General features: G+C 58.9%; 24 protein-coding genes. 9 read left to right on the top strand and 15 right to left on the bottom strand.

The genetic code is table 11. The annotated features are described in order from the left end of the window. The first annotated feature begins 108 nt into the window (after positions 1-108). Positions 109-1,011: a peptidoglycan DD-metalloendopeptidase family protein gene (locus tag KDX39_RS10130; RefSeq protein ID WP_231660523.1), complete on the top strand. Its 903-nt coding sequence runs from the start codon at positions 109-111 to the stop codon at positions 1,009-1,011. An 85-nt stretch (positions 1,012-1,096) separates the two neighbouring features. On the opposite strand, the gene KDX39_RS10125 is transcribed toward KDX39_RS10130, so the two are convergent. The 3 genes from KDX39_RS10125 to phoB all read right to left on the bottom strand — a co-directional run bounded on the left by KDX39_RS10125 (position 1,097) and on the right by phoB (position 4,609). After that, on the bottom strand, positions 1,097-2,437 hold the full coding sequence (locus tag KDX39_RS10125) for a hemolysin family protein (protein ID WP_099231236.1): 1,341 nt from the start codon (positions 2,435-2,437) through the stop codon (positions 1,097-1,099). 98 nt (positions 2,438-2,535) lie between these two features. Further along, positions 2,536-3,858: a phosphate regulon sensor histidine kinase PhoR gene (gene phoR, locus KDX39_RS10120; protein ID WP_257107942.1), complete on the bottom strand. Its 1,323-nt coding sequence runs from the start codon at positions 3,856-3,858 to the stop codon at positions 2,536-2,538. Positions 3,859-3,919: 61 nt separating this feature from the next. Continuing rightward, positions 3,920-4,609 carry a phosphate regulon transcriptional regulator PhoB gene (gene phoB, locus KDX39_RS10115; protein WP_004881608.1) on the bottom strand — a complete coding sequence of 230 codons (690 nt, stop codon included), beginning with the start codon at positions 4,607-4,609 and terminating at the stop codon, positions 3,920-3,922. Between the two features lie 162 nt (positions 4,610-4,771). Between phoB and KDX39_RS10110 the strand changes: the two genes are divergently transcribed. After that, complete coding sequence (locus KDX39_RS10110) at positions 4,772-5,149, top strand: COG4315 family predicted lipoprotein (protein ID WP_231660241.1); 378 nt, start codon at positions 4,772-4,774, stop codon at positions 5,147-5,149. Positions 5,150-5,169: 20 nt separating this feature from the next. On the opposite strand, the gene ubiA is transcribed toward KDX39_RS10110, so the two are convergent. After that, positions 5,170-6,060 (bottom strand): 4-hydroxybenzoate octaprenyltransferase, encoded by an 891-nt coding sequence (gene ubiA, locus KDX39_RS10105; protein WP_231660239.1) that lies wholly within the window; start codon positions 6,058-6,060, stop codon positions 5,170-5,172. Continuing rightward, positions 6,060-6,620, bottom strand: a complete 561-nt coding sequence (locus tag KDX39_RS10100; protein ID WP_231660237.1) for a chorismate--pyruvate lyase family protein — start codon at positions 6,618-6,620, stop codon at positions 6,060-6,062. The genes ubiA and KDX39_RS10100 overlap by 1 nt, the downstream gene beginning before the upstream one ends. Before the next feature lie 188 nt (positions 6,621-6,808). On the opposite strand from KDX39_RS10100, the gene KDX39_RS10095 reads away from it, so the two are divergent. From KDX39_RS10095 to KDX39_RS10075, 5 genes are all read left to right on the top strand, one after another. After that, positions 6,809-6,976 (top strand): rubredoxin, encoded by a 168-nt coding sequence (locus KDX39_RS10095; RefSeq protein ID WP_002555879.1) that lies wholly within the window; start codon positions 6,809-6,811, stop codon positions 6,974-6,976. A gap of 23 nt (positions 6,977-6,999) precedes the next feature. Continuing rightward, a complete protein-coding gene (locus tag KDX39_RS10090; RefSeq protein ID WP_231660235.1) occupies positions 7,000-8,148 on the top strand; it encodes an NAD(P)/FAD-dependent oxidoreductase in 1,149 nt (382 codons plus the stop codon). A gap of 188 nt (positions 8,149-8,336) precedes the next feature. Next, entirely contained in the window at positions 8,337-8,636 is a 300-nt protein-coding gene (locus KDX39_RS10085; protein WP_025995432.1) for an HU family DNA-binding protein, read from the top strand. 266 nt (positions 8,637-8,902) lie between these two features. Next, positions 8,903-9,343, top strand: coding sequence for a hypothetical protein (locus tag KDX39_RS10080; RefSeq protein WP_099231248.1), 441 nt, complete (start codon positions 8,903-8,905; stop codon positions 9,341-9,343). Between the two features lie 155 nt (positions 9,344-9,498). Beyond that, entirely contained in the window at positions 9,499-9,876 is a 378-nt protein-coding gene (locus KDX39_RS10075) for an SCP2 sterol-binding domain-containing protein (protein ID WP_231660233.1), read from the top strand. Here the strand turns inward: KDX39_RS10075 and KDX39_RS10070 are convergent, their stop codons facing one another. From KDX39_RS10070 to KDX39_RS10025, 10 genes are all read right to left on the bottom strand, one after another. Beyond that, positions 9,877-11,838: a DUF7844 domain-containing protein gene (locus KDX39_RS10070; RefSeq protein WP_231660231.1), complete on the bottom strand. Its 1,962-nt coding sequence runs from the start codon at positions 11,836-11,838 to the stop codon at positions 9,877-9,879. Then, positions 11,835-12,155: a DUF2388 domain-containing protein gene (locus tag KDX39_RS10065; protein WP_099231254.1), complete on the bottom strand. Its 321-nt coding sequence runs from the start codon at positions 12,153-12,155 to the stop codon at positions 11,835-11,837. Before KDX39_RS10065 ends, KDX39_RS10070 begins: the two co-directional genes overlap by 4 nt. 38 nt (positions 12,156-12,193) lie before the next feature. After that, positions 12,194-12,499, bottom strand: coding sequence for a DUF2388 domain-containing protein (locus KDX39_RS10060; protein ID WP_231660230.1), 306 nt, complete (start codon positions 12,497-12,499; stop codon positions 12,194-12,196). A 92-nt stretch (positions 12,500-12,591) separates the two neighbouring features. Next, positions 12,592-12,912: a DUF2388 domain-containing protein gene (locus tag KDX39_RS10055; protein WP_231660228.1), complete on the bottom strand. Its 321-nt coding sequence runs from the start codon at positions 12,910-12,912 to the stop codon at positions 12,592-12,594. Between the two features lie 319 nt (positions 12,913-13,231). After that, positions 13,232-13,447, bottom strand: a complete 216-nt coding sequence (locus tag KDX39_RS10050; RefSeq protein WP_004881584.1) for a DUF1127 domain-containing protein — start codon at positions 13,445-13,447, stop codon at positions 13,232-13,234. 320 nt (positions 13,448-13,767) lie between these two features. Further along, a complete protein-coding gene (locus tag KDX39_RS10045) occupies positions 13,768-15,261 on the bottom strand; it encodes an acetyl-CoA hydrolase/transferase family protein (RefSeq protein ID WP_231660226.1) in 1,494 nt (497 codons plus the stop codon). 180 nt (positions 15,262-15,441) lie between these two features. After that, a complete protein-coding gene (locus KDX39_RS10040; RefSeq protein ID WP_231660224.1) occupies positions 15,442-16,896 on the bottom strand; it encodes an NAD(P)(+) transhydrogenase (Re/Si-specific) subunit beta in 1,455 nt (484 codons plus the stop codon). Beyond that, the gene (locus KDX39_RS10035; protein WP_004881581.1) at positions 16,893-17,216 is read right to left on the bottom strand and encodes an NAD(P) transhydrogenase subunit alpha; all 324 of its coding nucleotides are present in this window, start codon (positions 17,214-17,216) and stop codon (positions 16,893-16,895) included. Before KDX39_RS10035 ends, KDX39_RS10040 begins: the two co-directional genes overlap by 4 nt. 10 nt (positions 17,217-17,226) lie before the next feature. After that, entirely contained in the window at positions 17,227-18,348 is a 1,122-nt protein-coding gene (locus tag KDX39_RS10030) for a Re/Si-specific NAD(P)(+) transhydrogenase subunit alpha (protein WP_231660223.1), read from the bottom strand. Between the two features lie 427 nt (positions 18,349-18,775). After that, the gene (locus KDX39_RS10025; RefSeq protein WP_184322503.1) at positions 18,776-19,684 is read right to left on the bottom strand and encodes a LysR family transcriptional regulator; all 909 of its coding nucleotides are present in this window, start codon (positions 19,682-19,684) and stop codon (positions 18,776-18,778) included. Positions 19,685-19,839: 155 nt separating this feature from the next. Here KDX39_RS10025 and KDX39_RS10020 point away from each other — a divergent pair, with 155 nt between their 5' ends. Together KDX39_RS10020 and KDX39_RS10015 are read left to right on the top strand one after the other, a co-directional pair. Next, positions 19,840-21,021, top strand: a complete 1,182-nt coding sequence (locus tag KDX39_RS10020; RefSeq protein ID WP_231660222.1) for an acyl-CoA dehydrogenase — start codon at positions 19,840-19,842, stop codon at positions 21,019-21,021. A gap of 9 nt (positions 21,022-21,030) precedes the next feature. Further along, positions 21,031-22,254: a CaiB/BaiF CoA transferase family protein gene (locus tag KDX39_RS10015; RefSeq protein WP_231660521.1), complete on the top strand. Its 1,224-nt coding sequence runs from the start codon at positions 21,031-21,033 to the stop codon at positions 22,252-22,254. Positions 22,255-22,693 lie beyond the last annotated feature (439 nt).

The following is a 22,693-nucleotide window of genomic DNA, read 5'->3' as shown; positions in this document are numbered from 1 at the left end:
CGTGTATTTCTTGACGCCCATGCTGTTGCCAATTGAAACCGCTATGTCCTTTTCTGCCTGCAACGCTGCTAGGCTTGGCAACCATTGTCCATGAACCAGACTCTCCTGATGCTCGAACGCCTGTTGATCCTGATCGTCCTGACCGTGGCTGCTCCCGCTGCCTGGGCGATCACGATCTATAAAACCACCGATGCCGACGGCGTCGTTTCGTTCTCGGACCGATCTTCGCCCGGTGCTTCCGTGCTGGTTTTCCGGGACCGGATGGTCGAGCGCATCGAGCAGCAGGTGCATTTGAGCATCAAGCGGGAGAAGGGTGTTCACAGTCTGTATGTGCGTAATGACCTGCATGCGCCGGTCGAGGTGGAGCTGAAGCTGTCCAGCGTCAAGAACGTACTGGGCGTGTCAGGTTCGTCCACGACTCTTCGTCGCACGATTCCGGCGCGTACCAACGAGCGTGTGGTGGTGCTGAGCCCAAAGGTTGCAGGCAAGGCGATGAATTATGCCTCGATGCTGACCTCGACCCTGGGCGACCCACGAAGCACGGCGCAGCTCTACCGCTATCCGCTGCCGTGGGTGGGCGGTCCGTTTCGCCTGACCCAAGGGCCAGGTGGCAAATACAGCCACTATGGCATCAAGGGGCGCTACGCGATGGACATCGCCATGCCTGAAGGCACACCGATCATCGCGGCGCGTGGCGGCACGGTGATCAAGATCGAGAACGGCCAGTCAGGCAGGGGCGCGAACGCTTCCGGCAACTTTGTACGCATCCTGCATGACGACGGCACCATGGGCGTCTACCTGCACCTGATGCGCGGCTCGGTCAGTGTTGCTGAAGGGCAGCGGGTCAGCGTCGGCAGCCCGCTGGCACGCTCGGGCAATACCGGCAACAGCACCGGTCCGCACCTGCACTTCGTCGTGCAGCGCAACACCGGCCATGAACTGGTCTCAATCCCTTACGAGTTTAACCAGCCCGTGCAGAGCCTGCCCAACTTCGCGGTGGGCGGGAATTAGCAACCTGTTTGTCTGGGCAAACGCGTTCGGGAGCAGGCTCACTCCCTCCATCACGTGTCGCACAGGATCTGCGTAGCATTGCGCTTCAATCCAGTTTCAATACCTTGGCCAGCACGATTTTGGGGCCTTTCATCTTTTTGATGATGATGCGCAGGCCTTCGACTTCCATTTGCTCTTCTTCTTCCGGCACCCGCTTGAGCGTTTCGTAGATAAGCCCTGCCAGGGTTTCGGCTTCGATATGGTCCAGGTCGATGCCCAGCAGGCGCTCGATCTTGAACAACGGCGTATCGCCCCGCACCAGCAGCTTGCCCGGCTGATAGGCCAGGATGCCGCGCTCCACCTTGCGGTGCTCGTCCTGAATGTCGCCTACCAGCACTTCGAGCACGTCCTCCATGGTCAGGTAGCCGATGATCTTGCCGTCCGCTTCCTCGACCACCGCGAAGTGCGCGCCGCCCTTACGGAACTGCTCAAGCAGTTGTGACAGCGGCATATGCCGGGAAACGCGTTCCAGCGGACGGGTCAGCTCGGCCAGGTTGAACGACTCGGGAAGGTGATCCAGATCCGCCAGTTCCAGCAGCAGATCCTTTATATGCAACAGGCCGACGAACTCGCCGCGTTCGGCGTCGTACACCGGGTAGCGGCTGAACTTGTGGCGACGGAACAGCGCAAGGATTTCCTTGAGCGGTGCGTTGAAATCAAGCGTGACCATGTCTTCGCGGGAGTTGGCCCAGTCCACGACCTCCAGCTCGCCCATTTCCACGGCAGAGGCCAGCACACGCATGCCTTGGTCGCTGGGGTCCTGGCCGCGGCTGGAGTGGAGAATCAGTTTCAGCTCGTCGCGGCTGTAACTGTGTTCATGATGCGGACCGGGCTCGCCCTGGCCGGCAATACGCAGGATCGCGTTGGCGCTGGCGTTGAGCAGGTAGATTGCCGGGTACATGAGCCAGTAGAACAGGTACAGCGGCGCAGCGGTCCACAGCGACAGCAGCTCGGGTTTGCGGATAGCCCAGGATTTGGGCGCCAGCTCACCGATCACGATGTGCAGGTACGAAATGATGAAGAAGGCCGTGAAGAACGAAATGCCCTTGACCAGTTCCGGCGTATCGACGCCCATCGCACTCAGCAGCGGCTCCAGCAAATGAGCGAAGGCCGGCTCACCGACCCAGCCAAGCCCCAGGGAGGCGAGGGTGATACCCAACTGACAGGCCGACAGGTAGGCGTCCAGCTGGCCGTGAACCTTGCGCAGGATATGTCCGCGCCAGCCGTTCTTGTCGGCAATCGCCTCGACCCGCGTGGAACGCAGTTTGACCATGGCAAATTCCGCCGCAACGAAAAAACCGTTGAGCAGAACCAGGAACAGCGCAAAAAGAATCATGCCGAAGTCGGCGAAGAGTGAAGACAGGTCGAAACTAGGGGAAGGGTCCATGGTGGGGTTTTACGGGGTCCGTTCTAACAAATGGGGTGTGAAGCTGCGCCGGAAAAGCGCCATGAACCCGGCAATGTAGCGGCTGTGCAAGCGATTGCCTAGTAGTCTGAGTCGTCGCTTTCGGGATTGGACATCTGGCTGGTGGCAAAATGGCAGGTGAAAACGCTGCCCTTGTTCGGCACGCTGTTGATTTCAAGGGTGCCGCGATGACGCAGCAGCACATGCTTGACGATCGCGAGCCCCAGCCCTGTTCCTCCGGTATTCGATGCACGGCTCGTATCGACCCGGTAGAAGCGCTCGGTCAGACGCGGCAGATGCTTGGTTTCGATACCGATCCCCGAATCCTGCACGCTCAGGTGCGCGCCACGCTCGTCTGTCCACCAGCGGATACGGATAGTGCCCTCTGCGGGCGTGTACTTGACCGCATTGAAGATCAGGTTGGAGAACGCACTGCGCAACTCGGTTTCACTGCCCTTGAGCAGCATCTCGCTCTCGATGCTGAGGCTGATCTGCTGATTCTTGCTGCCTGAGAGGGCGTTGGCGTCGGCCTTGATGGTCTTGAGCAGCTTGCTGACGACCACTGGGTGGTTGTCCGACGGGTAATCAGTGGCTTCGAGCTTGGCCAGCAACAGCAGGTCGTTGAGCAGTGTCTGCATGCGCCCGCCCTGCTGGTGCATCTGTTGCAGCGCCCGTACCCAGCGTGGATTCACTTCGTCCACGTTGTCGAGCAGGGTTTCCAGATAGCCGAAAATCACCGTCAGCGGTGTGCGCAATTCATGGGAGACGTTGGCAACGAAGTCCTTGCGCATCTGTTCCAACTGGTGGATGCGCGTGACATCGCGCACTAGCATCAGGTGTTCGTTGTTGCCGTAACGGGTGATCAACAACTGGATGCGCAAGTGATCGTTGGTGGGCGAAGGAATTTCCAGCGGCTCGGCGTAATTGCCTTGGGCAAAGTATTCCTTGAAGCGTGGGTGACGCACCAGATTGGTTACCGGCTGGCCGCTGTCCTGCGGCGTCTTGAGGCCCAGCAGGGTTTCGGAAGCGCGATTCCACCACTCCAGGTTGCCCTCGCTGTCGAGCATGATCACCGCGTCCTTGAGGGCGGCGGTGGATTCCTGGACGCGGTCGATCACGGCCTGCAGGCGGCCGCGTACGCGTTGGTCGCGGCGCTGAAGGTGATAGATGCTGTCGAAGACTTCGCCCCACAGACCGTAGCCGTCCGGTGGCGGTTCGTCAGCCTTGTGGCTGCTCAGCCACTCATGCAGGCGCAGCAGTTGCTTGAGGGTCCAGGCCAGATACAGGCCCAGTCCGATGGACAGGCTCCAGCCATACTGTCCACTGATCAGGCCGACCAGCAGGCAGGCAGTGACCAGCAACAACATGTGGCGTATCAGCGTGCCATGCCAATTTTGGTTCAATTAAGGGTAAATCCTTGTCTGGTGCACGCTGGCCAGTGCCCTGTGTCTGCGAGAACGACTGTCAGCTTTTCGTGGAAAAGCGATAGCCGGTGCCGCGCACGGTTTGTACCAGATTTTCATAAGCGTCACCCAGGGCTTTGCGCAGGCGGCGAATGTGAACATCCACCGTGCGCTCCTCGACATAGACATTGCCGCCCCAGACCTGGTCGAGCAGTTGACCACGGGTATAGGCGCGTTCCTGATGGGTCATGAAAAATTGCAGAAGGCGGTATTCGGTCGGGCCCATTTCTGCGGGTTTGCCATCGATGGTGACTCGGTGGCTGATGGGATCGAGCAGCAGGCCACCGACTTCGATGGGCGCTTCACCGTCTGTCGGGCCGGCACGACGCAGCACGGCCTTGAGGCGCGCCACCAGTTCGCGGGGCGAGAACGGCTTGGTGATGTAATCGTCAGCGCCCACTTCCAGGCCCTGGATCTTGTTGTCTTCCTCGCCCTTTGCCGTGAGCATGATGATCGGGATATCCCCGGTCAGCTCATCGCGCTTGAGGCGGCGCGCCAGTTCGATACCAGAGGTGCCGGGCAGCATCCAGTCGAGCAGGATCAGGTCCGGCTTGCGATCAACGATGATCGCGTGGGCCTGCTGAGAGTTTTCGGCTTCAATACAGTCATAGCCGGCCATTTCCAACGCAACGGCGATCATTTCGCGAATAGGCGCTTCGTCGTCAACGATCAGAATGCTCCTGCCAACCATGCTTGAACCTCGTGTCATTTAACTGTCTTGGGGCGCATTAGATAACGGAATTATTGCAGTCGTGTGACAGGTTGGGATGAGGCTATCACGCATGCCCCTGGCCGACTAAGCTGGGTGAGCTGTCTTGAACTCATTTCAACGATAAAAAAGAGGATGTACCCGATGGCTAATGTCTCTACTGCATTCAAATGTCTGCTGGCTGCCGCGGCCCTTGCATCATCCGGAATGGCCTTCGCGGCCGAGCCTGCCATGGAGCAGGACGGCAAGCTGGTCGATCATAAAGGCATGGCGTTGTATACGTTCGACAAGGACAGCACGGGCAAATCCGCCTGCAATGATCAGTGTGCGATCAACTGGCCGCCGCTTGCCGCTGAAGCCGACAGTTCGGCCGAGGGCAAGTGGACGGTGATCACCCGTGATGACAAAAGCCGGCAGTGGGCTTACGGCGGCAAGCCGCTTTACACCTTCAAGAATGACACCAGGGCCGGTGAGGTCACTGGCGATGGCAAGGGCGGCGTCTGGCACATCGCCAAGCCCTGAGGCGTGATACCCAAGGGCGGTCAGCGAAGTGCGTAATCGGCGACGATCCCGAGAAATATCGCAAGCCCCGCCCAATGGTTATGCAGAAAGGCCTTGAAGCACGCGTCCCGCTCGCGCAGGCGCGTGCTCCAGAACTCCCAGGCAAAGCAGCCCGCCGCGACCGCCAGACCTGCGTAGAACCACATCCCCAGCTCGAAACGAGAACCGGCGAGCATCAGGCATCCCAATGCCAGACCCTGCAACGTCAGAATGATCACGCGGTCCGCATCGCCGAACAGCACGGCGGTGGACTTCACTCCGATCTTCAAATCGTCGTCGCGGTCCACCATGGCGTAGTAGGTGTCATAGCCGACCGTCCACAACAGGTTGGCGATGTACAGCAGCCAGGCGGCGGCGGGCAAGTCGCCAGTCTCTGCAGTAAACGCCATCGGCATGCCCCACGAGAAGGCCGCACCCAAGACCACCTGCGGGTAATAGGTGTAGCGCTTCATGAACGGATAGCAGGCCGCCAGCGCCAGACCGCCGAATGACAGCCAGATGGTTGTTGCGTTGGTAAACAGCACCAGCACAAAGCTCAGACCCACCAGCACCGCGAACAGAATCAGAGCCTCCCGGCCGCTGACCTTGCCGCTGACCAAGGGTCGCTGTTCGGTGCGCTTCACGTGGCCGTCCACCTTGCGGTCGGCGTAGTCGTTGATCACACAGCCTGCGGCGCGCATCAGGAACACGCCCACGATGAAGATCAATACGTTTGCCAGCGACGGCGAACCTTTGCCGGCAATCCAGACCGCCCACAGCGTAGGCCACAGCAGCAGATAGACGCCGATCGGCTTGTCGATTCGCGTCAACTGGATGAAGTCCCAGATGCGCGGATTCAGGCGATTCAGGGATTTGAGCAACGACTGGTACATCAAACGGGTTCCTTGTTTTGAACCAGGCTCAGGAAAGACGGCAGGAAAACTTCGGCAACCAGCACGCGCAGCGGACCGCGACTGAAACAGGAGCGACGCGCCCACAGGTCCTGGGCAGGGTCGGTAGACGGCAGCCAGGCGGCAGGGTAGCGACAGACTTCAAGCGGGCCACGGTCGAACGCGGGGTCACTGAACAGCAACTCACCCAGTGAGCGCGATCCCAGCGTGTCCATCTGCAAGCCACCGTTGTGCAGCGCACTGCGCGCCGCCACGCTGCGCGCGAAGACCCAGCGGTTGCCATTACCGAGCAGATACACTTCGCGAACCCAACCCTCGCTCGCTTCAGGCAGCACCAGTGCGGCGCATTCGTCATCGCGTAACGGTTGCCAGCCTTCGAACAGTGGAATGATGCTGAATCCTCCGTCGGACAGGCGGTCCAAACGACGGGTCAGGGAATCCTGATTGAACAGCCAGCCCATCATCGCTGGGGCGGGTGCATCGACCAACCGGTCGCGCTCAAGCCAGACTGGCGTCGTAAAGGCGGGGTTTTGCTGGGTCACGGTAAGCATGCGTCGGCAGTGATCGGGGTGGCGAGCTTATCATGATTGATGGCCCCGGCAGCCGGGGGGGCAGGCAGCCCGTTATATAAACGGGCTTGCATCCGGGCCTGCCGATCAGTACAACGCCCGTTCAAGCGGCGAACGACCGCTGCACCCATACTCAGCCTGATGAGTGAGAGAACCGAATCATGAAGAAGTGGCAATGCATTGTCTGTGGCCTGATTTACAACGAAGCCGATGGTTGGCCGGATGACGGCATTGCGCCGGGCACGCTTTGGCAGGATGTGCCGGAAGACTGGCTGTGTCCCGACTGCGGCGTCGGCAAGATGGACTTTGAAATGATCGAAATCGGTTGATCCACGCCACTCGGGAAACAGCAATGAGCGCACCTGTCGTCATCATCGGTACCGGCCTTGCGGGCTACAATCTCGCGCGGGAATTTCGCAAGCTGGACGGTGAAACACCGCTGCTGTTGATCACTGCCGATGATGGTCGGTCCTACTCCAAGCCCATGCTGTCCACCGGCTTTGGCAAGAACAAGGAAGCCGACGGTCTGAGCATGGCCGAGCCAGGCGCCATGGCCGATCAGCTCAAGGCCGAGGTGCGCACCCACACGCGCATCAGCGGCATCGACCCTGGCCACAAGCGTCTGTGGATCGGTGAGGAGGCGGTGTACTACCGCGATCTGGTGCTGGCCTGGGGCGCCGAGACCATCCGCGTGCCCATCGAGGGTGACGCCGGAGATGCCGTGTTCCCTATCAACGACCTGCAGGACTACGCGCGCTTTCGAGCGGCCGCTGCCGGCAAGCGTCGTGTACTGATTCTGGGTGCAGGCCTGATCGGCTGTGAATTTGCCAACGACCTGATGCTGGGTGGCTACGAAGTGGATCTGGTCGCGCCATGTGAACACGTCATGCCGACCCTGCTGCCCGCGGCTGCCGCAGCGGCTGTGCAGGCCGGGCTTGAAGGGCTGGGTGCGCGGTTCCACCTGGGGCCGGTGCTCATGCGCCTGCTACGCAGCGAGGAGGGGCTGCAGGCTCAGTTGTCCGACGGGCAGGTAATTACCTGCGATCTGGTGGTGTCGGCCATTGGCCTGCGGCCCCGAATCGATCTGGCGGCAGCCGCAGGCTTGCAGACCGGGCGCGGCATCCTGGTTGATCGTTATCTGCAGACGTCGCACGCCAATATCCATGCGCTGGGTGACTGCGCGGAAGTCGACGGCTTGAACCTGTTGTACGTGATGCCTCTGATGAGCTGCGCGCGGGCTTTGGCCCAGACCCTTGCCGGAACACCCACTTCGGTGAAATACGGGCCGATGCCCATCACGGTCAAGACGCCTGCCTGCCCGCTGGTGGTCTCGCCACCCCCGCGCGCAACACAGGGTGTCTGGACCGTCGAGGGGCAGGGCGCCGACATCAAGGCCCTGTGTCACGATGCCGAGGGGCAACTGCTGGGTTACGCGCTGACTGGCACGGCCGTTATGGAAAAACTCGCCCTGAACAAGGTTTTACCTGCGTTATTGGTATGATTTCGCGTCATTTTGTCGGATAGGACACTTATTTGTACTGATAAAGGTTGTCCATCCACTGGCGCAGCTAACGTCGGCATGCCATCCTCGCTCTCGTCTGCCGCTACGTAGAGCCGTCGCGGCGCCTTGTTACTGTTTGCCATAAGCAGTACGGAACATAAAAACAAAAACCGTAAAAGAGGCTTCATATGCGTAAACCACAACTTGCAGCCGTCATTGCTGAAAAGGCGGATCTGACCAAAGATCAATCCAACCGTGTTCTCAACGCCATTCTTGAAGAAATCACCGGCGCATTGTCTCGCAAAGACAGTGTCACCCTGGTTGGCTTCGGTACATTCCTGCAACGCCATCGTGGAGCCCGTACCGGCAAGAATCCGCAAACCGGCGAACCGGTGAAAATCAAGGCAAGCAACACTGTTGCCTTCAAACCGGGTAAGGCCTTGAAAGACAGCGTCAATCCTGAGCCAGCCAAAAAGAAGAAATCCTGACAACAACTGCTTGCCTCGGCGGGAGGTAAGCAGTGAGCAACGGGCACACCAGTCGCACTGGGTGCCCGTTTTTCATATGTGCAGAGCGACCGGGGCGCCCATGTCGTCCCGTGGCTCTTGGTAAGAAGTTTCCTACTTGATCCTGATCGCCTGCCTTCTAGTAGCTCAGTCTTTCCTGACTTCTTATCATTCTTTATTCCCTTAAAGTCCCGCTCCCGCAGCTCTTCTGGTTTGCGGCGCTGAACACTAATTTTGGGAAGTCAAAAATGAATAAGCTATGGAAATTCGCTGCTGTCGCAACCCTGATCGCCGCCACCTCGGGCTGTGTCAGTTACAACATGAGCCAGCCAGTTGCACCTTTGGAAGGGACCGTCAAAACCGACCTGAAGGCTGACGTGAAAGTGGGTGGCACCATCAGTGGCGAATCCTCAACCAACGTTCTGTTCAACTTCCTGAGCATCGGTGGCGATACCCAATTCGCGGACGGTGTGGCCTATGGCGGCGCGAGCGGCGGCGGCATGGGCCTGGCCCTTCCGGATCCAGTATCGACTGCCAAGGCCGCCGCAGCCTACAAGGCTGTCAAATCTTCCGGTGCCGATCTGATCGTTGCTCCGCGTTATGAAGTCAACGTGAAAGACTATTTCATCTTCAAGAAAGTGGACGTAAAGGTTACGGGTAACAAGGGCAGCATCAACAGCATCCGCTGATCGGTCTCCTGAGTGCTGCGCCGCCTGCCAGCGCAGCACTTGCCAGGGGAAATAAATTGCAGGGATCCTCGCTGAAAACAAGAATTTCCTGCATGCATCATCCGGACAACCGGCTAAACTGCGCCGCCAGTTCGAACTCTTGCTGAGGCTGTTACATGAAATTTCGTTTTCTTCTCTGGATGCTGGGCCTGTTGATGAGCCGCGCCAGTCGTAACAACCCTGCGTTCCAGCAACAGTTGGCTGGCAAGGACCTGACGTTTCAACTCCAGACAACAGATGGCAGGATCGCTCGCCATTTCGTGGTTCGTGACCAGCGTATCCGCAGTGTGAAAGGGCTGGCTGCCGAGCCTGCGTTTGCGATCTCGTTTCGCGATGCCGCATTCGGCTTTGCCACCTTGCAGGCCAAAAACAAGCAACTGGCCTTCATGCAAGGCATTCAGGACAAGGACATTCAGATCAAGGGCAATCCAGCCTTGGTGATCTGGTTCCAGGGCCTCACCAAGTACCTCAAACCTAAAAAGAAGACCAGCTGATCAAGGCAACTGCAACCCGCCCGATGCCTTGTGCAAGGCGCGCAGATGGTCACCCATCTGCTTGAGGTTGGCTTCGTTCGCGGCAATTTCCTTCGCCCGTCCGGGCTCCAGCAAGGCGCGTACTTCCTTGTCCAGATCACCGGTCAGGCGCTTGAGTTGTTTCTGGCGCTGGCTGCTCTCGCTTTCAAGCTGTTGCCACTCCGCAGCCTGCGGCAAACCGTAACCTCGGCTGCCGAGCAGTTCCGCAGGGCGGCTGAGAAAACCGCTGCTGGCCAGCAGCTCTTGCAAGGTGCCGGTCGCTTTCGACACGCGGCCGTCCTTCTGCTCCCGAGCCCCCAGATAGCTTTGCTTAACTTCGTCCTGCGCCAGCAGCAATTGCCGACGCAGGCTTGCCTGTTCCAGCAACAGAATGGCGGCACTGGTGCGCAGGTCAGCCTTGTCGAACCACTGACTGCGCTCATGGGCGGGCAGGCTCATCCAGTCTTCGACAGTGGTTTGCCGGATCGGAAGCTGTTTCTTCAACACCTCGAACATGGCCTGATAGCGGTCTCGATAGGAGTCGAACCGGTAGCCAAGACGTAACGCTTCCTTTGGATCGTCCAGCACACTGGTATCAGCCAGCCCTCGCCCTTTGAGCACCTCGAGCAAACCGTTGGGCAGAATGCTGTCCAGGCCGACCAGTTTGGGATTGTGCGTGCCGCTGCGAAGCAGCTTGAGGTTCTCTACCGCGCAGTTGTTCGACAGGAAGTAATAGTTGCCGTCGTAGCTCCAGTGCATTTCGGCGGCGTGCTGGACCAACCCTTCGATTTCAGGGCGGGACAGCGTAATGGGTACTGACGCCAGGCTGCGCAGTTCCGTCTTGGTGTATTCGTCGATCACTTGAGCCAGTGGCAGCACGAATAGCCGTGAAGGGTACGCGCCCATCAGGCCGTCCCAGCTGGATAACTGTACGTCACCTACAAAAGCGCGGTAGGACAGGACCAGATGCTGGTCCAGGTCGAGCCGACAATCCGGTCCGCGTGGGCGTCCCGGCTTGCAAATCACCAGACGCAGCATGCTGTGGCCCCAGCGGCTTACCCAGTTCTGGTTCGCCTCGGCCAACAGGTAGTCAACGGCGTAAACGCGTTCGGGGTCCAGCTTGCCCAGCGGTTCCCGGCCAAAATCGCTGCCAGCGTTCAGGTAAGGATAGAAGGTCGGACAGGCATCCCGGGCAGGAGGTGCCCAACCGAAGCGGTCCTTGTAGTAGGCATACAGCGCAGGTCGACGGCAGGCGTAGGCCGGGTCGAGCAGGAAGTACTCCATGTTCACCGCCACGAACTCGAGCGGGCTGGTGGTCTCGTAGATGTCGGGACTGCGGGCAACCTGACCGTTATGTTCTTCTCGCTCACCACGTCTTCCGACGTACTGCTGCCAGCCGGCAAGGTCCAGCAGGCGAGGATCATCGCTCAGGGTAAAACGTCGTTCGGTCTGGCCACGGCAGTCATCGGGCAGGCCGACGTTACCCACTGAACTGTTACGACGTGAACAGCGAACCAGGGTCGCCCTTTCGGTGGGAGACCAGAGGCGTGCACGGTCGTAAATATGAGTCAGCTCATGCAGCACCGTGGCGAGCATTTCCCGGCGTACCGTGCCGTGTGGCCGACCGGTTTGCGCCGTCGCGGCAGAGCCGTCGGTCAGTGAGGGCAACAGGTGGGTGTTGAGGTACAGCTGATAAGGACCTGCCGCCTGGCCGTAGGCATTTTGCGGCATGTCACTGGACCAGCTCACGTTGACAGTGCGGTCCAATGACTCGACGAAGCTGGGCGGCAGGGCGCGCATCGCTTCGTCGATCAGCGCCTGGCTGGCTTGCCGTTGAGCCGCATCGAGGCCGTCGGTGTGCAGCTCGAGCTTCAGACTGGCTGAAGCATAAGTCCCGACCAGCGACAGTGCGCCGGCAAGCAGCCAGACGCCAAGTCGCCTCACAGTGCGAGAATGGCTTCAGCCAGTGTCTTGTCGCTGGCATCGCGCGCTTCCGGCACGCGGGCACGCAGCGTATCGAAGGCCGCGTCGAGCTGGGCGCCGTGAATGTCGCCATTGCTGGCAACGTAGCTGGCGGCATCATCTCTGGCTTCGCGAACGACTTTGGAATCGCGGATCGAGGTGGTGGTGTCAGAGGTAAAGTCGATGGTGCGACCGAACGCCCGGACAATGATGTTACTCGTGGCAACAACGGTCTGAGCCTGGGCCAGGTCGGCCATCAGCAGCAGACCAAGGGAAACAGCAATCAGCGGCGTACGCATGTCAGTAACGTCTCCAGTTACGCAGAAGGGCAAAGTGGCTATTGGACGAGGATTGCCTGCGCCAGTTCAAGGTCGCTGGCACGAAGTTTTTCATGGGACTGGCGCAGGCTGCGCAACGCCGACTCGAGTCGGGCTCCGCGTATCCGGCCATCGCTGGCGACAAATGCCGCAGCATCATCCTGAGCCGCCATGACCTGCTTGTTATCGAACGGCGAACTGCTGACCTGGCTGGTGGCGTACCCGGTTTTGACCAGACCCTGCGTGGTTGAGTCGAAGGCATGGGCAGAACTCGTCCAGACCAGGCTGGCAAGAGAACCTATCAAAAGAGAGTGCAATAAACGCATGGCTTTCACGTACCGGCAAAACAGGCGTCAAGGCTAGCGCAATGCTCTGGCCGGAGCTACCCCGGCAGCCCGCAGGCCGCCGGAAGCATTCATCAGATGGTCAGGATGGCCTGAGCCAGTTGAGCATCAGTGGCATGCAGTTCAGGCATTTGCTGACGGATGTGCTGGAACGCGCCTTCGAGTTGCGCACCGCGGATGTCACCCGCGCTGGCCACGAAGCTGGCGGCATCGTCACGTGCTGCGCGAACGATCTTGTCATCTTTGAACGAAGACGAGATGTCGGAAGTGGCGTCGGTCGATGCGGCGACAGCGCCCACGACTGTGTCGGTTGTGACAATGAAACTGGAAGCATTGGCGCTTGCGGCAGCGGCAGTCAGCAGAACGGCAGCGCCAAAGGTACGTAGCAGGGACATGGTCGAATTCCGTCAGATGGAGTTACAGGCAGAGGTTGCGGGAGGCACAGACTGTGTGCCGGGCCGATCAGGCGTCCAGCCTATATCAGCGCCGTCCGGCTTGCTATTGCTATACCGCGTCGAAACGCCATACGGCGTACATGAAATGGTAACTGTACCGGCCTTAATTTGTAACATTTAAAACTGTACTTGTAGTGGCCTTGAAGTTTTTAAAGCACAAACGACAAGACCCGATTCAGCTGCCTGAATCGGGTCTTGTATGAAGCAATTCGGGTTGCTGGCGGGAGACTTCAGCAGTCTGGGACCAGCGGGCGCTGCATCAGCGCCAGAACGGCTTGCTCAGCTCTTCGTAACGCTGTGCTTCGCTGATACCTGCGTCGGCCAGCAAACGTGCATCCAGACGGGCCAATTGATGGCGGCTGGAAAGGCGACGCTGCCAGAGCATCAGGTTGGCGAACATGCGCAGAGGCAAGGAAGATTTCGCAGTAGTGGCGGTGCTTTCGCTGAACAGATCGGAACTGATTGTACGTTCCATGGTGTGACTTCCTTCCGCTTGTGGCGGGATAAGTGAGTTGCTTGACTGGTGCCCATTCTCCGCTTGATCGGCTAGTCCCCATAGACACAGTTCATCTGTATTGTAAGGGTTCAGTTAACTGTTAAGAGGGACTGTTTTGTTCGTTATTGGGGCAACTGTACCGGTCTGCACATTTTTAGTGCATTTTGCAGTGGGTCGCACTGAATTTGATGCGCCACAGCCTGCTTTTGACCAGTACAGCAGTACAGTTTTTTCAAGTACGGCGAATGATGGCGTAAAAGTGAGCAAGAAAACCCCTTGCTCACCTCCAACTGTCTTGTTCAGACGGGCAGCATGCGTCCAGTCTCTTCCAGATTGAGGTGCCAACTCAGTGCGTCGCGCACTATGTGCGGCGTATGTCCACCGCGCTGGCAGGCAGCGTTGAAATAGTCGTTCAGCGCGGCGCGATAATCAGGGTGAACGCAGTTGTCGATGACCACCCGGGCGCGTTCGCGCGGCGCAAGACCACGCAGATCCGCCAGACCCTGTTCGGTCACCAGAATATCCACATCGTGCTCGGTATGGTCGACATGACTCACCATCGGCACCACGCTGGAAATCGAGCCGCCTTTGGCGATTGACTTGGTCACGAAGATGGCCAGATGCGCGTTACGCGAGAAGTCGCCGGAGCCGCCAATGCCATTCATCATCCGCGTGCCGCACACATGGGTGGAGTTCACGTTGCCGTACAGATCGAACTCCAGCGCAGTGTTGATCCCGATAATACCCAGGCGGCGTATGACTTCCGGGTGATTGGAGATTTCCTGCGGGCGCAAGACCAACCTGGACTTATAGCGGTTGAAGTCGGCGAACACCTGAGCGTGCTTTGCGGCGGAAAGTGTCATGGAACTGCCCGAGGCAAAGCTCAATTTGCCTGCATCGAACAGATCGAAGGTGGAGTCCTGCAGCACCTCGGAGTACATGGTCATGTCATGGAACGGCGAATCCAGTAGACCGTGCATCACTGCGTTGGCAATCGTTCCGATCCCGGCCTGTAACGGCATCAGCGTGTTGGTCAGCCGGTTTTCGCGCACTTCATTCTTGAAGAACTCCACCAGGTGCTGAGCGATGGCCTGGGTTTCCACATCCGGCGGCAACACAGTGGACGGGGAGTCAGGCTGATTGCTGATGACGATGCCGACAATCTTCGCCGGATCGATCTTCACTGCATGGCTGCCAATCCGTGAATCGGCTTCCAGCACCGGGATCGGCAGGCGCGTGGGGCGGTAGCTCGGAATGTATACGTCATGCAGACCTTCTAGCTCCAGAGGCTGGGCCAGATTGATCTCGACGATCACCTGTCGGGCGAGAATGGCGAAGCTGGCAGAGTTTCCCACCGAAGTGCTCAATACGAGATGACCGTCCTCGGTGATGGCGACACACTCGATAACGGCCAGGTCGACGGCCTTGATCTGGCGATTGCGCAGTTGCTCGACGGTATCGGACAGGTGCTGATCGATGAACATGACAGTGCCGTCATTGATAGCCCTGCGCAGAGTGCTGTCCACCTGGAACGGCATGCGTCGGGAAAGCACGCCGGACTCGGTCAGTTGTTTGTCCAGATCGTTACCCAGGCTGGCGCCGGTCATCAGGCTGATCTTCAGAGGTGAGACCCTGGCGCGCTCGGCCAGCGCCTGAGGAACGGCTTTGGCTTCGCCTGCGCGGGTGAAGCCACTCATGCCGACGGTCATGCCATCTTCGATCAGGGCGGCGGCGTCAGCCGCGCTCATTACCTTGCTCATCAGGGAGGGCAGGCGAATACGGTCACGGTACATGGATTCTTTCTCGGAGGTGGAGACGAGCGACAAGTCTAGAGAGTCGGGCGTTGTTCGTCCCGCTACCATGGTCGCATTTGAGGGCTCTAATTAGCGGGTCTCAGCGCAAAACACTGTTACGTGAAATGCAAAAAGCCCCGGTCGCAGCGCGAACCGGGGCTGTGCTGAGGCAGATGCAGGCTATGCGTTATCGACCGCCTTCACCATGTCCTCGATCACCTTTTTGGCGTCTCCGAACACCATCATGGTCTTGTCCAGATAAAACAGTTCGTTGTCCAGACCGGCGTAGCCGCTGGCCATCGAGCGCTTGTTGACGATGATGGTCTTGGCTTTGAACGCTTCGAGAATCGGCATTCCGGCAATCGGCGATTTCGGATCGTTCTTGGCGGCCGGATTGACCACGTCGTTGGCACCGAGCACCAGCACCACGTCTGCCTGACCGAACTCGGAGTTGATGTCGTCCATCTCGAACACTTGGTCATAAGGCACTTCCGCCTCGGCCAGCAGCACGTTCATGTGGCCGGGCATGCGTCCTGCCACCGGGTGGATCGCGTATTTAACCGTGACGCCGTGATGCACCAGTTTTTCGGTCAGTTCCTTGAGCGCATGCTGGGCACGCGCCACTGCCAGTCCGTAGCCGGGCACGATGATCACCGTGTCAGCGTTGGTCAGCAGGAAGGTGGCGTCGTCCGCCGAACCGGATTTCACCGGGCGTGCTTCCTTGGCACCTGCCGGGCCAGCCGTGTCCGTTGCGCCGCCGAAGCCGCCGCCGATCACATTGAAGAAGGAGCGGTTCATCGCCTTGCACATGATGTACGAGAGGATCGCGCCAGAGGAGCCCACCAGCGAGCCGGCGATGATCAGCATCGAGTTGTTCAGCGAGAAGCCGATACCCGCTGCCGCCCAGCCCGAATAGCTGTTGAGCATCGAGACCACGACCGGCATGTCGGCCCCGCCAATCGGGATGATCAGCAGAACGCCGATCACAAATGCCAGGGCGAGCATGATGGCGAACGCGGTCAGGCTTCCGGTGAACATGAACGTCAGGCCGAAGAACAGCGTAGCCAGGCCGAGAATCAGGTTCAGCTTGTGCTGTCCGGCAAACTGTACGGGTGCGCCCTGAAACAGGCGAAACGTGTATTTGCCTGACAGCTTGCCGAACGCGATCACCGAGCCGGAAAAGGTGATCGCACCAATGGCCGCGCCCAAGAACAGTTCCAGACGATTGCCGGTCGGGATGGCGTCGCCCAGATTGCGAACGATACCCAGCGACTGCGGCTCGACCACCGCCGCGATGGCAATGAACACTGCCGCCAGCCCGATCATGCTGTGCATGAAGGCCACCAGCTCGGGCATCTTGGTCATCTCGACGCGCTTGGCCATGATCGAGCCGGCTGTGCCGCCCACGAGCAGGCCGACGACGATGTAGCCGATCCCTGCGCTGGTGCCTTCAGCGGTCGACAAGGCCGCGAGCTTGAACACCAGACCGATCGTGGTGACCACCGCCAGCCCCATGCCCAGCATGCCGAACAGATTGCCGCGACGTGAAGTGGTCGGGTGGGACAGGCCCTTGAGCGCCTGGATGAAACAGATCGAAGCGATCAGGTACAGCAGAGTAACCAGATTCATGCTCATGGCTTCTGCACCTCGTCTTTCGCTTTGGGTGCCTTTTTCTTGAACATTTCCAGCATCCGCCGAGTAACCAGGAAGCCGCCGAAGACGTTGACTGCGGCCAATGCGACGGCCAGCGTGCCCATGGTCTTGCCCAGTGGCGTGACAGTGAGCGCGGCGGCGAGCATCGCACCGACGATCACGATGGCGGAGATGGCGTTGGTCACGGCCATGAGTGGCGTATGCAACGCAGGCGTCACGTTCCAGACCACGTGGTAGCCGACGTAGATCGCCAACACGAAAATGATCAGGTTGTAGATGCCGGGGGAGATCAACTCTTCCATTGGTGTGTCCTCAGCCGTTCTTGCGGATGACTTGGCCGTCGCGGCACATCAGGCACGCGGCGACGATGTCGTCTTCCAGGTTGATCGAGAATGCGCCGTCCTTGTCGAACAGCAGCTTCATGAAGTCCAGCAGATTGCGCGCATACAGTGCCGAGGCATCGGCGGCGACCAGTGCTGGCAGATTGGTGTGGCCAACGATGGTCACGCCATGCTCGATGGTGACCTGATCCGCTACGGTCAGCGGACAGTTACCACCCTGAGCGGCTGCGAGGTCGATCACGACGGAACCGGGCTTCATCTGCGCCACCGTCTCGGCGCTGAGCAGCACCGGAGCCTTGCGGCCCGGAATCAGTGCGGTGGTGATGACAATGTCCGAAAGTTTTGCCCGTTCATGCACGGCGACAGCCTGACGTTGCATCCAGCTGGCGGGCATCGGGCGTGCGTAACCGCCGACGCCTTCAGCGCATTCGCGCTCTTCATCGGTCTGGTAAGGGACATCGATGAATTTCGCACCCAGCGATTCGATCTGCTCTTTCACGGCCGGTCGCACATCCGACGCTTCAACCACGGCGCCCAGACGCTTGGCAGTGGCAATTGCCTGCAGGCCAGCCACGCCTGCGCCGAGGATCAATACCCTGGCAGCCTTTACCGTTCCGGCAGCGGTCATGAGCATGGGCACGAAACGCGGGTAGTGATGAGCCGCGAGCAGGACGGCCTTGTAACCGGCGATGTTTGCTTGCGAGGACAGCACGTCAAGGCTCTGCGCTCGCGAGGTCCTTGGAGCGGCTTCGAGCGCGAAGGCAGTAATGCCGCGCTCGGCCATCCGGGCAATGTTCTCGTTATTGAAGGGGTTGAGCATTCCGATCACGATCGCGCCGCTCTTGATGAGCGTCAGTTCGCTTTCGTTCGGGGCCACCACCTTGAGGATAAGGTCGCTGGCGAAGGTGTCGTCGACTCCACGAATGGTGGCGCCTGCGGCCTCATAGGCACTGTCCGGCAAGCTGGCATGAATGCCGGCCCCGCTTTGTACAGTGACGCTATGTCCCTGGCTGATCAGCTTCTTGATGGTCTCCGGGGTGGCAGCCACCCGGGTTTCACCTGACTGGGTTTCGAGAGGAACACCAATGTGCACGACAGAATCTCCTGCGCGATCTTTTTATCTTCATGAGTAGGCCAGTGCACTACGGCTGGTGCATCTGGAAATAGCCGGTCAGCACGCCCGTGAATACAGGGAGCGCCGCATTTTGCAGGCGAAGTCGAAGGCCTTCAATACATTCTGTAATGAAACTTAAAATTAACTACAAGTCACCCTGTGACCTATTGTCGCAAGGGTAGCGTTTTGGCCTTTATTTATGGGGGCTTTGCGGGAATATTGTTTGGCTGAGGTGAAAATATCCTTTTTTCCCCACATGCATCGACTACAGGGTGAAACGGGTATTAACCCTAGTAAAAACGGGGCCAAAGGCGAAATTAAGCGATATCGTACAACTGTTGCCTAGGCGACATATGCTTATATCTGTAGGTAATAATTGATATTCACTACCTTAGGCTACCAAGGCTCAGGCCCGCACGGACGGCAGCGTGTAGCTATGGGCCTGATCGATCAGCCAATCGCGGAAAGCGCGCAATGACGCTGATTCCACTTTTCGCTCCGGAATCATCAGGTGATAAGCCTTGTTACTCGGTAACGAATGGGCATTGGCAATCACAAGACGTTTTTCATGCAGTTCACGCTGAATGAGGAAAGGTGGGATCAGCGCTACGCCCATGTCGTGCATGGCGGCTTGCGCAAGCATGGAGAACAGTTCGTAGCGAGGGCCTGTCATGTCGCGCGCCACATTGAGATTCTGAGCGTTGAACCACTGTCGCCAGGCATAAGGGCGCGTGGTTTGTTGCAGCATCGGCAGTTCGGCCAGTTCGCTTGCATCGAGATGCTTGCGGCCTTGCATGAAGGTGGGGCTGCAGACCGGCATGGAGTTCTCGCTCATGAGGCGATGTGCTTCGGTGCCCGACCACTCGGCATCGCCAAAGTAGATCGCCGCGTCGAAGTCGGTGTCTGCGAACAGGAATGGACGAGTGCGATTGGTGAGGTTGACTGTCACCTCGGGGTGTCGATGCTGGAAGTCCCTGAGGCGCGGCAGCAGCCATTGAGTGCCGAAGGTTGGCACGACGGCAAGCTCGATGACGTTCGTTCCCTGCTGCCCCATGATCGACAGCGTGTCGCGCTCCACGGCGTCCAGTTGCAGGGCGACCCGGCGGCTGTAGGAAAGTCCGGCTTCCGTCAGCTTCACGCCGCGCCGTGAGCGTCGGAAAAGTTCTATGCCAAGAAACTCCTCCAGGCTGCCGATCTGTCTGCATACAGCCCCCTGAGTGAGAGACAGCTCTTCTGCGGCCCTGGTGAAACTCTCGTGACGCGCGGCGGACTCGAAGCTGATCAGCGCGGTAGTACTGGGTATCTTTCGTCTCATGTACCGCGTCCTCACTGATCCTGTGGATTTGTCTAGATTCACAATGTTTCGGAGTGAGAAATTAGCACAACAGGCTGAGTAATCCTCGTTTGTCGATGGATCGATCCGGGTCTAGGATCAAGCCCACATCATTCGGGTACACATGAGGGCAGGTTATGAGCGGCAAGGCGAGTTTCAACTGGATCGATCCTCTTTTGCTGGATCAGCAGCTCACTGAAGAAGAGCGCATGGTTCGTGACAGCGCCGAACAGTTCGCCCAAAGCAAGCTTGCTCCGCGAGTACTGGAAGCCTTTCGTCACGAGCAGACCGACCCGGCCATCTTTCGCGAGATGGGTGAAATGGGGCTGCTGGGTGCGACTATTCCGGAAGCGTTCGGTGGCAGCGGTCTCAATTACGTGTGCTACGGCCTTATTGCCCGTGAGGTCGAGCGTATCGACTCCGGTTACCGCTCCATGATGAGCGTGCAATCTTCGCTGGTCATGGTGCCCATTAATGAATTCGGCACGCAGGCACAGAAAGAAAAGTATTTGCCCAAACTGGCCTCTGGCGAATGGATTGGCTGTTTCGGTCTGACCGAGCCCAATCATGGTTCCGATCCGGGAGCGATGATCACCCGCGCCAAGAGTGTCGAGGGCGGTTATCGCCTGACCGGGAGCAAGATGTGGATCACTAACAGCCCGATCGCCGACGTGTTCGTGGTCTGGGCAAAGGATGACGCAGGCGATATTCGCGGCTTCGTTCTGGAGAAAGGCTGGGCAGGCCTGAGTGCGCCGACGATTCACGGCAAGGTCGGCCTGCGGGCGTCCATCACCGGTGAGATCGTGATGGATAACGTGTTCGTGCCTGAGGAGAATATCTTCCCGGACATGCGCGGCCTCAAAGGACCTTTTACTTGTCTGAACTCGGCACGCTATGGCATCTCTTGGGGAGCGCTGGGTGCCGCGGAGTTCTGCTGGCACACGGCGCGTCAGTACACGCTTGATCGTCAGCAATTTGGTCGTCCTCTGGCGGCCAATCAGCTGATCCAGAAAAAGCTGGCTGACATGCAGACCGAAATCACGCTGGCCCTGCAGGGCTGTCTGCGTCTGGGGCGCATGAAAGACGAGGGTACTGCTGCGGTGGAGATCACCTCGATCATGAAGCGCAACTCATGCGGCAAGTCGCTGGAGATCGCACGTATGGCGCGGGATATGCTCGGCGGTAATGGCATCTCCGACGAATTCGGCATCGCGCGTCATCTGGTCAATCTGGAAGTGGTCAATACCTACGAGGGTACGCACGACGTGCATGCACTGATTCTGGGTCGTGCGCAGACCGGCATTCAGGCCTTCTATTAAGGAGGGCGGATCATGGGCGCGCTTTCTCATATCCGGGTGCTGGATCTGTCGCGTGTGCTGGCCGGTCCCTGGGCCGGGCAGATCCTTGCCGACCTGGGTGCGGATGTCATCAAGGTCGAGCGGCCGGTGTGCGGCGATGATACCCGCTCATGGGGACCGCCGTTCTTGAAGGATCAGGCGGGGCAGAATACGACTGAGGCGGCTTACTACCTGTCGGCCAATCGGAACAAGCAGTCGGTGACCATCGACTTCACGCGTCCCGAGGGACAGCAGCTGGTGCGGGAGCTGGTGGCGAAGTCCGACATCGTTATCGAGAATTTCAAGGTGGGTGGGCTGGCGGCCTACGGTCTGGACTATGCGTCGCTAAAGGCTGTGAATCCGAAGCTTATCTATTGCTCCATCACCGGGTTTGGTCAGACGGGGCCTTACGCCAGGCGTGCGGGCTATGACTTCATGATTCAGGGCCTGGGCGGTTTGATGAGCCTGACAGGGCGGCCTGATGGCGATGAAGGCGCCGGGCCTGTAAAGGTCGGCGTGGCGCTGACTGACATATTGACCGGGCTGTATTCGACGACCGCTATTCTTGCTGCGCTGGCTCATCGTGATCAAAGCGGCACGGGGCAGCATATCGACATGGCACTGCTGGACGTGCAGGTCGCGTGCCTGGCCAATCAGGCCATGAATTACCTGACCACGGGAGTTGCGCCAAAGCGGCTGGGTAATGCTCACCCCAACATCGTGCCTTATCAGGACTTTCCGACTGCCGATGGGGATTTCATCCTCACCGTAGGTAACGACAGTCAGTTTCGGAAGTTCGCTGAAGTGGCGGGGCAGTCGCAGTGGGCGACAGATCCTCGGTTCCTGACCAATAAGCTGCGCGTGGCCAATCGAGGTGAGCTCATTCCTTTGATACGCCAGGCAACCGTGTTCAAGACGACGGCACAGTGGGTGGATGAGTTGGAAGCGGCGGGGGTGCCCTGTGGGCCGGTCAATGATCTGGCGCAGGTGTTTGCCGATCCTCAGGTGCTGGCTCGCGGACTCGCTATTGAATTGCCGCATGCGTTGGGTGGTCGTGTGGCTCAAGTGGCCAGCCCGATCCGCCTGTCCGAGACGCCGGTGGAGTATAGGCGTGCGCCTCCCCTGTTGGGGGAGCATACGTCCGAGGTTCTGCAGGCGCTGCTCGGTATGAGTGAGGGTGAGGTGGTCGCCCTCAAGAGTGCGGGCGTGCTGTAGCTATATATATAGGTAGCCAGGGTTTGGGCGTCTTCTATATAGCTGTAGGCTTGGGATTCACTAATTTCATCCGATTTGAAAATAACGGTTGACGCGCTCGTTGAGGTGTCTATAATTCGCCCCACTTCCGGCGCAGACGGAAACGAAAAAGCCTTGCGATTCAATGAGTTACAAGGGTTTATCGAATGAGGTCAGCGAGGAAGTCGGTCGAGTTTGTCTGAATCGACAGCGGTGAGAAAAAAGAGTTTGACACGCGGTTGTAACGCTGTAGAATTCGCCTCCCGCTGACGAGCAACGCAGAGTTGATCGAAGCGCAAGTGATTGAAGTTGATCAGGAAACTTGAAAAACTTCAGAAAATAATCGCTTGACAGTTACAGAGGACGCTGTAGAATGCGCGCCTCGGTTGAGACGAAAGGCTCAACCCACCGCTCTTTAACA

This window comes from Pseudomonas sp. CDFA 610 (genome assembly GCF_021147865.1).
In the GTDB taxonomy this organism is placed as follows: domain Bacteria; phylum Pseudomonadota; class Gammaproteobacteria; order Pseudomonadales; family Pseudomonadaceae; genus Aquipseudomonas; species Aquipseudomonas alliivorans.
This window is presented reverse-complemented; position numbering and strand designations above follow the sequence as displayed.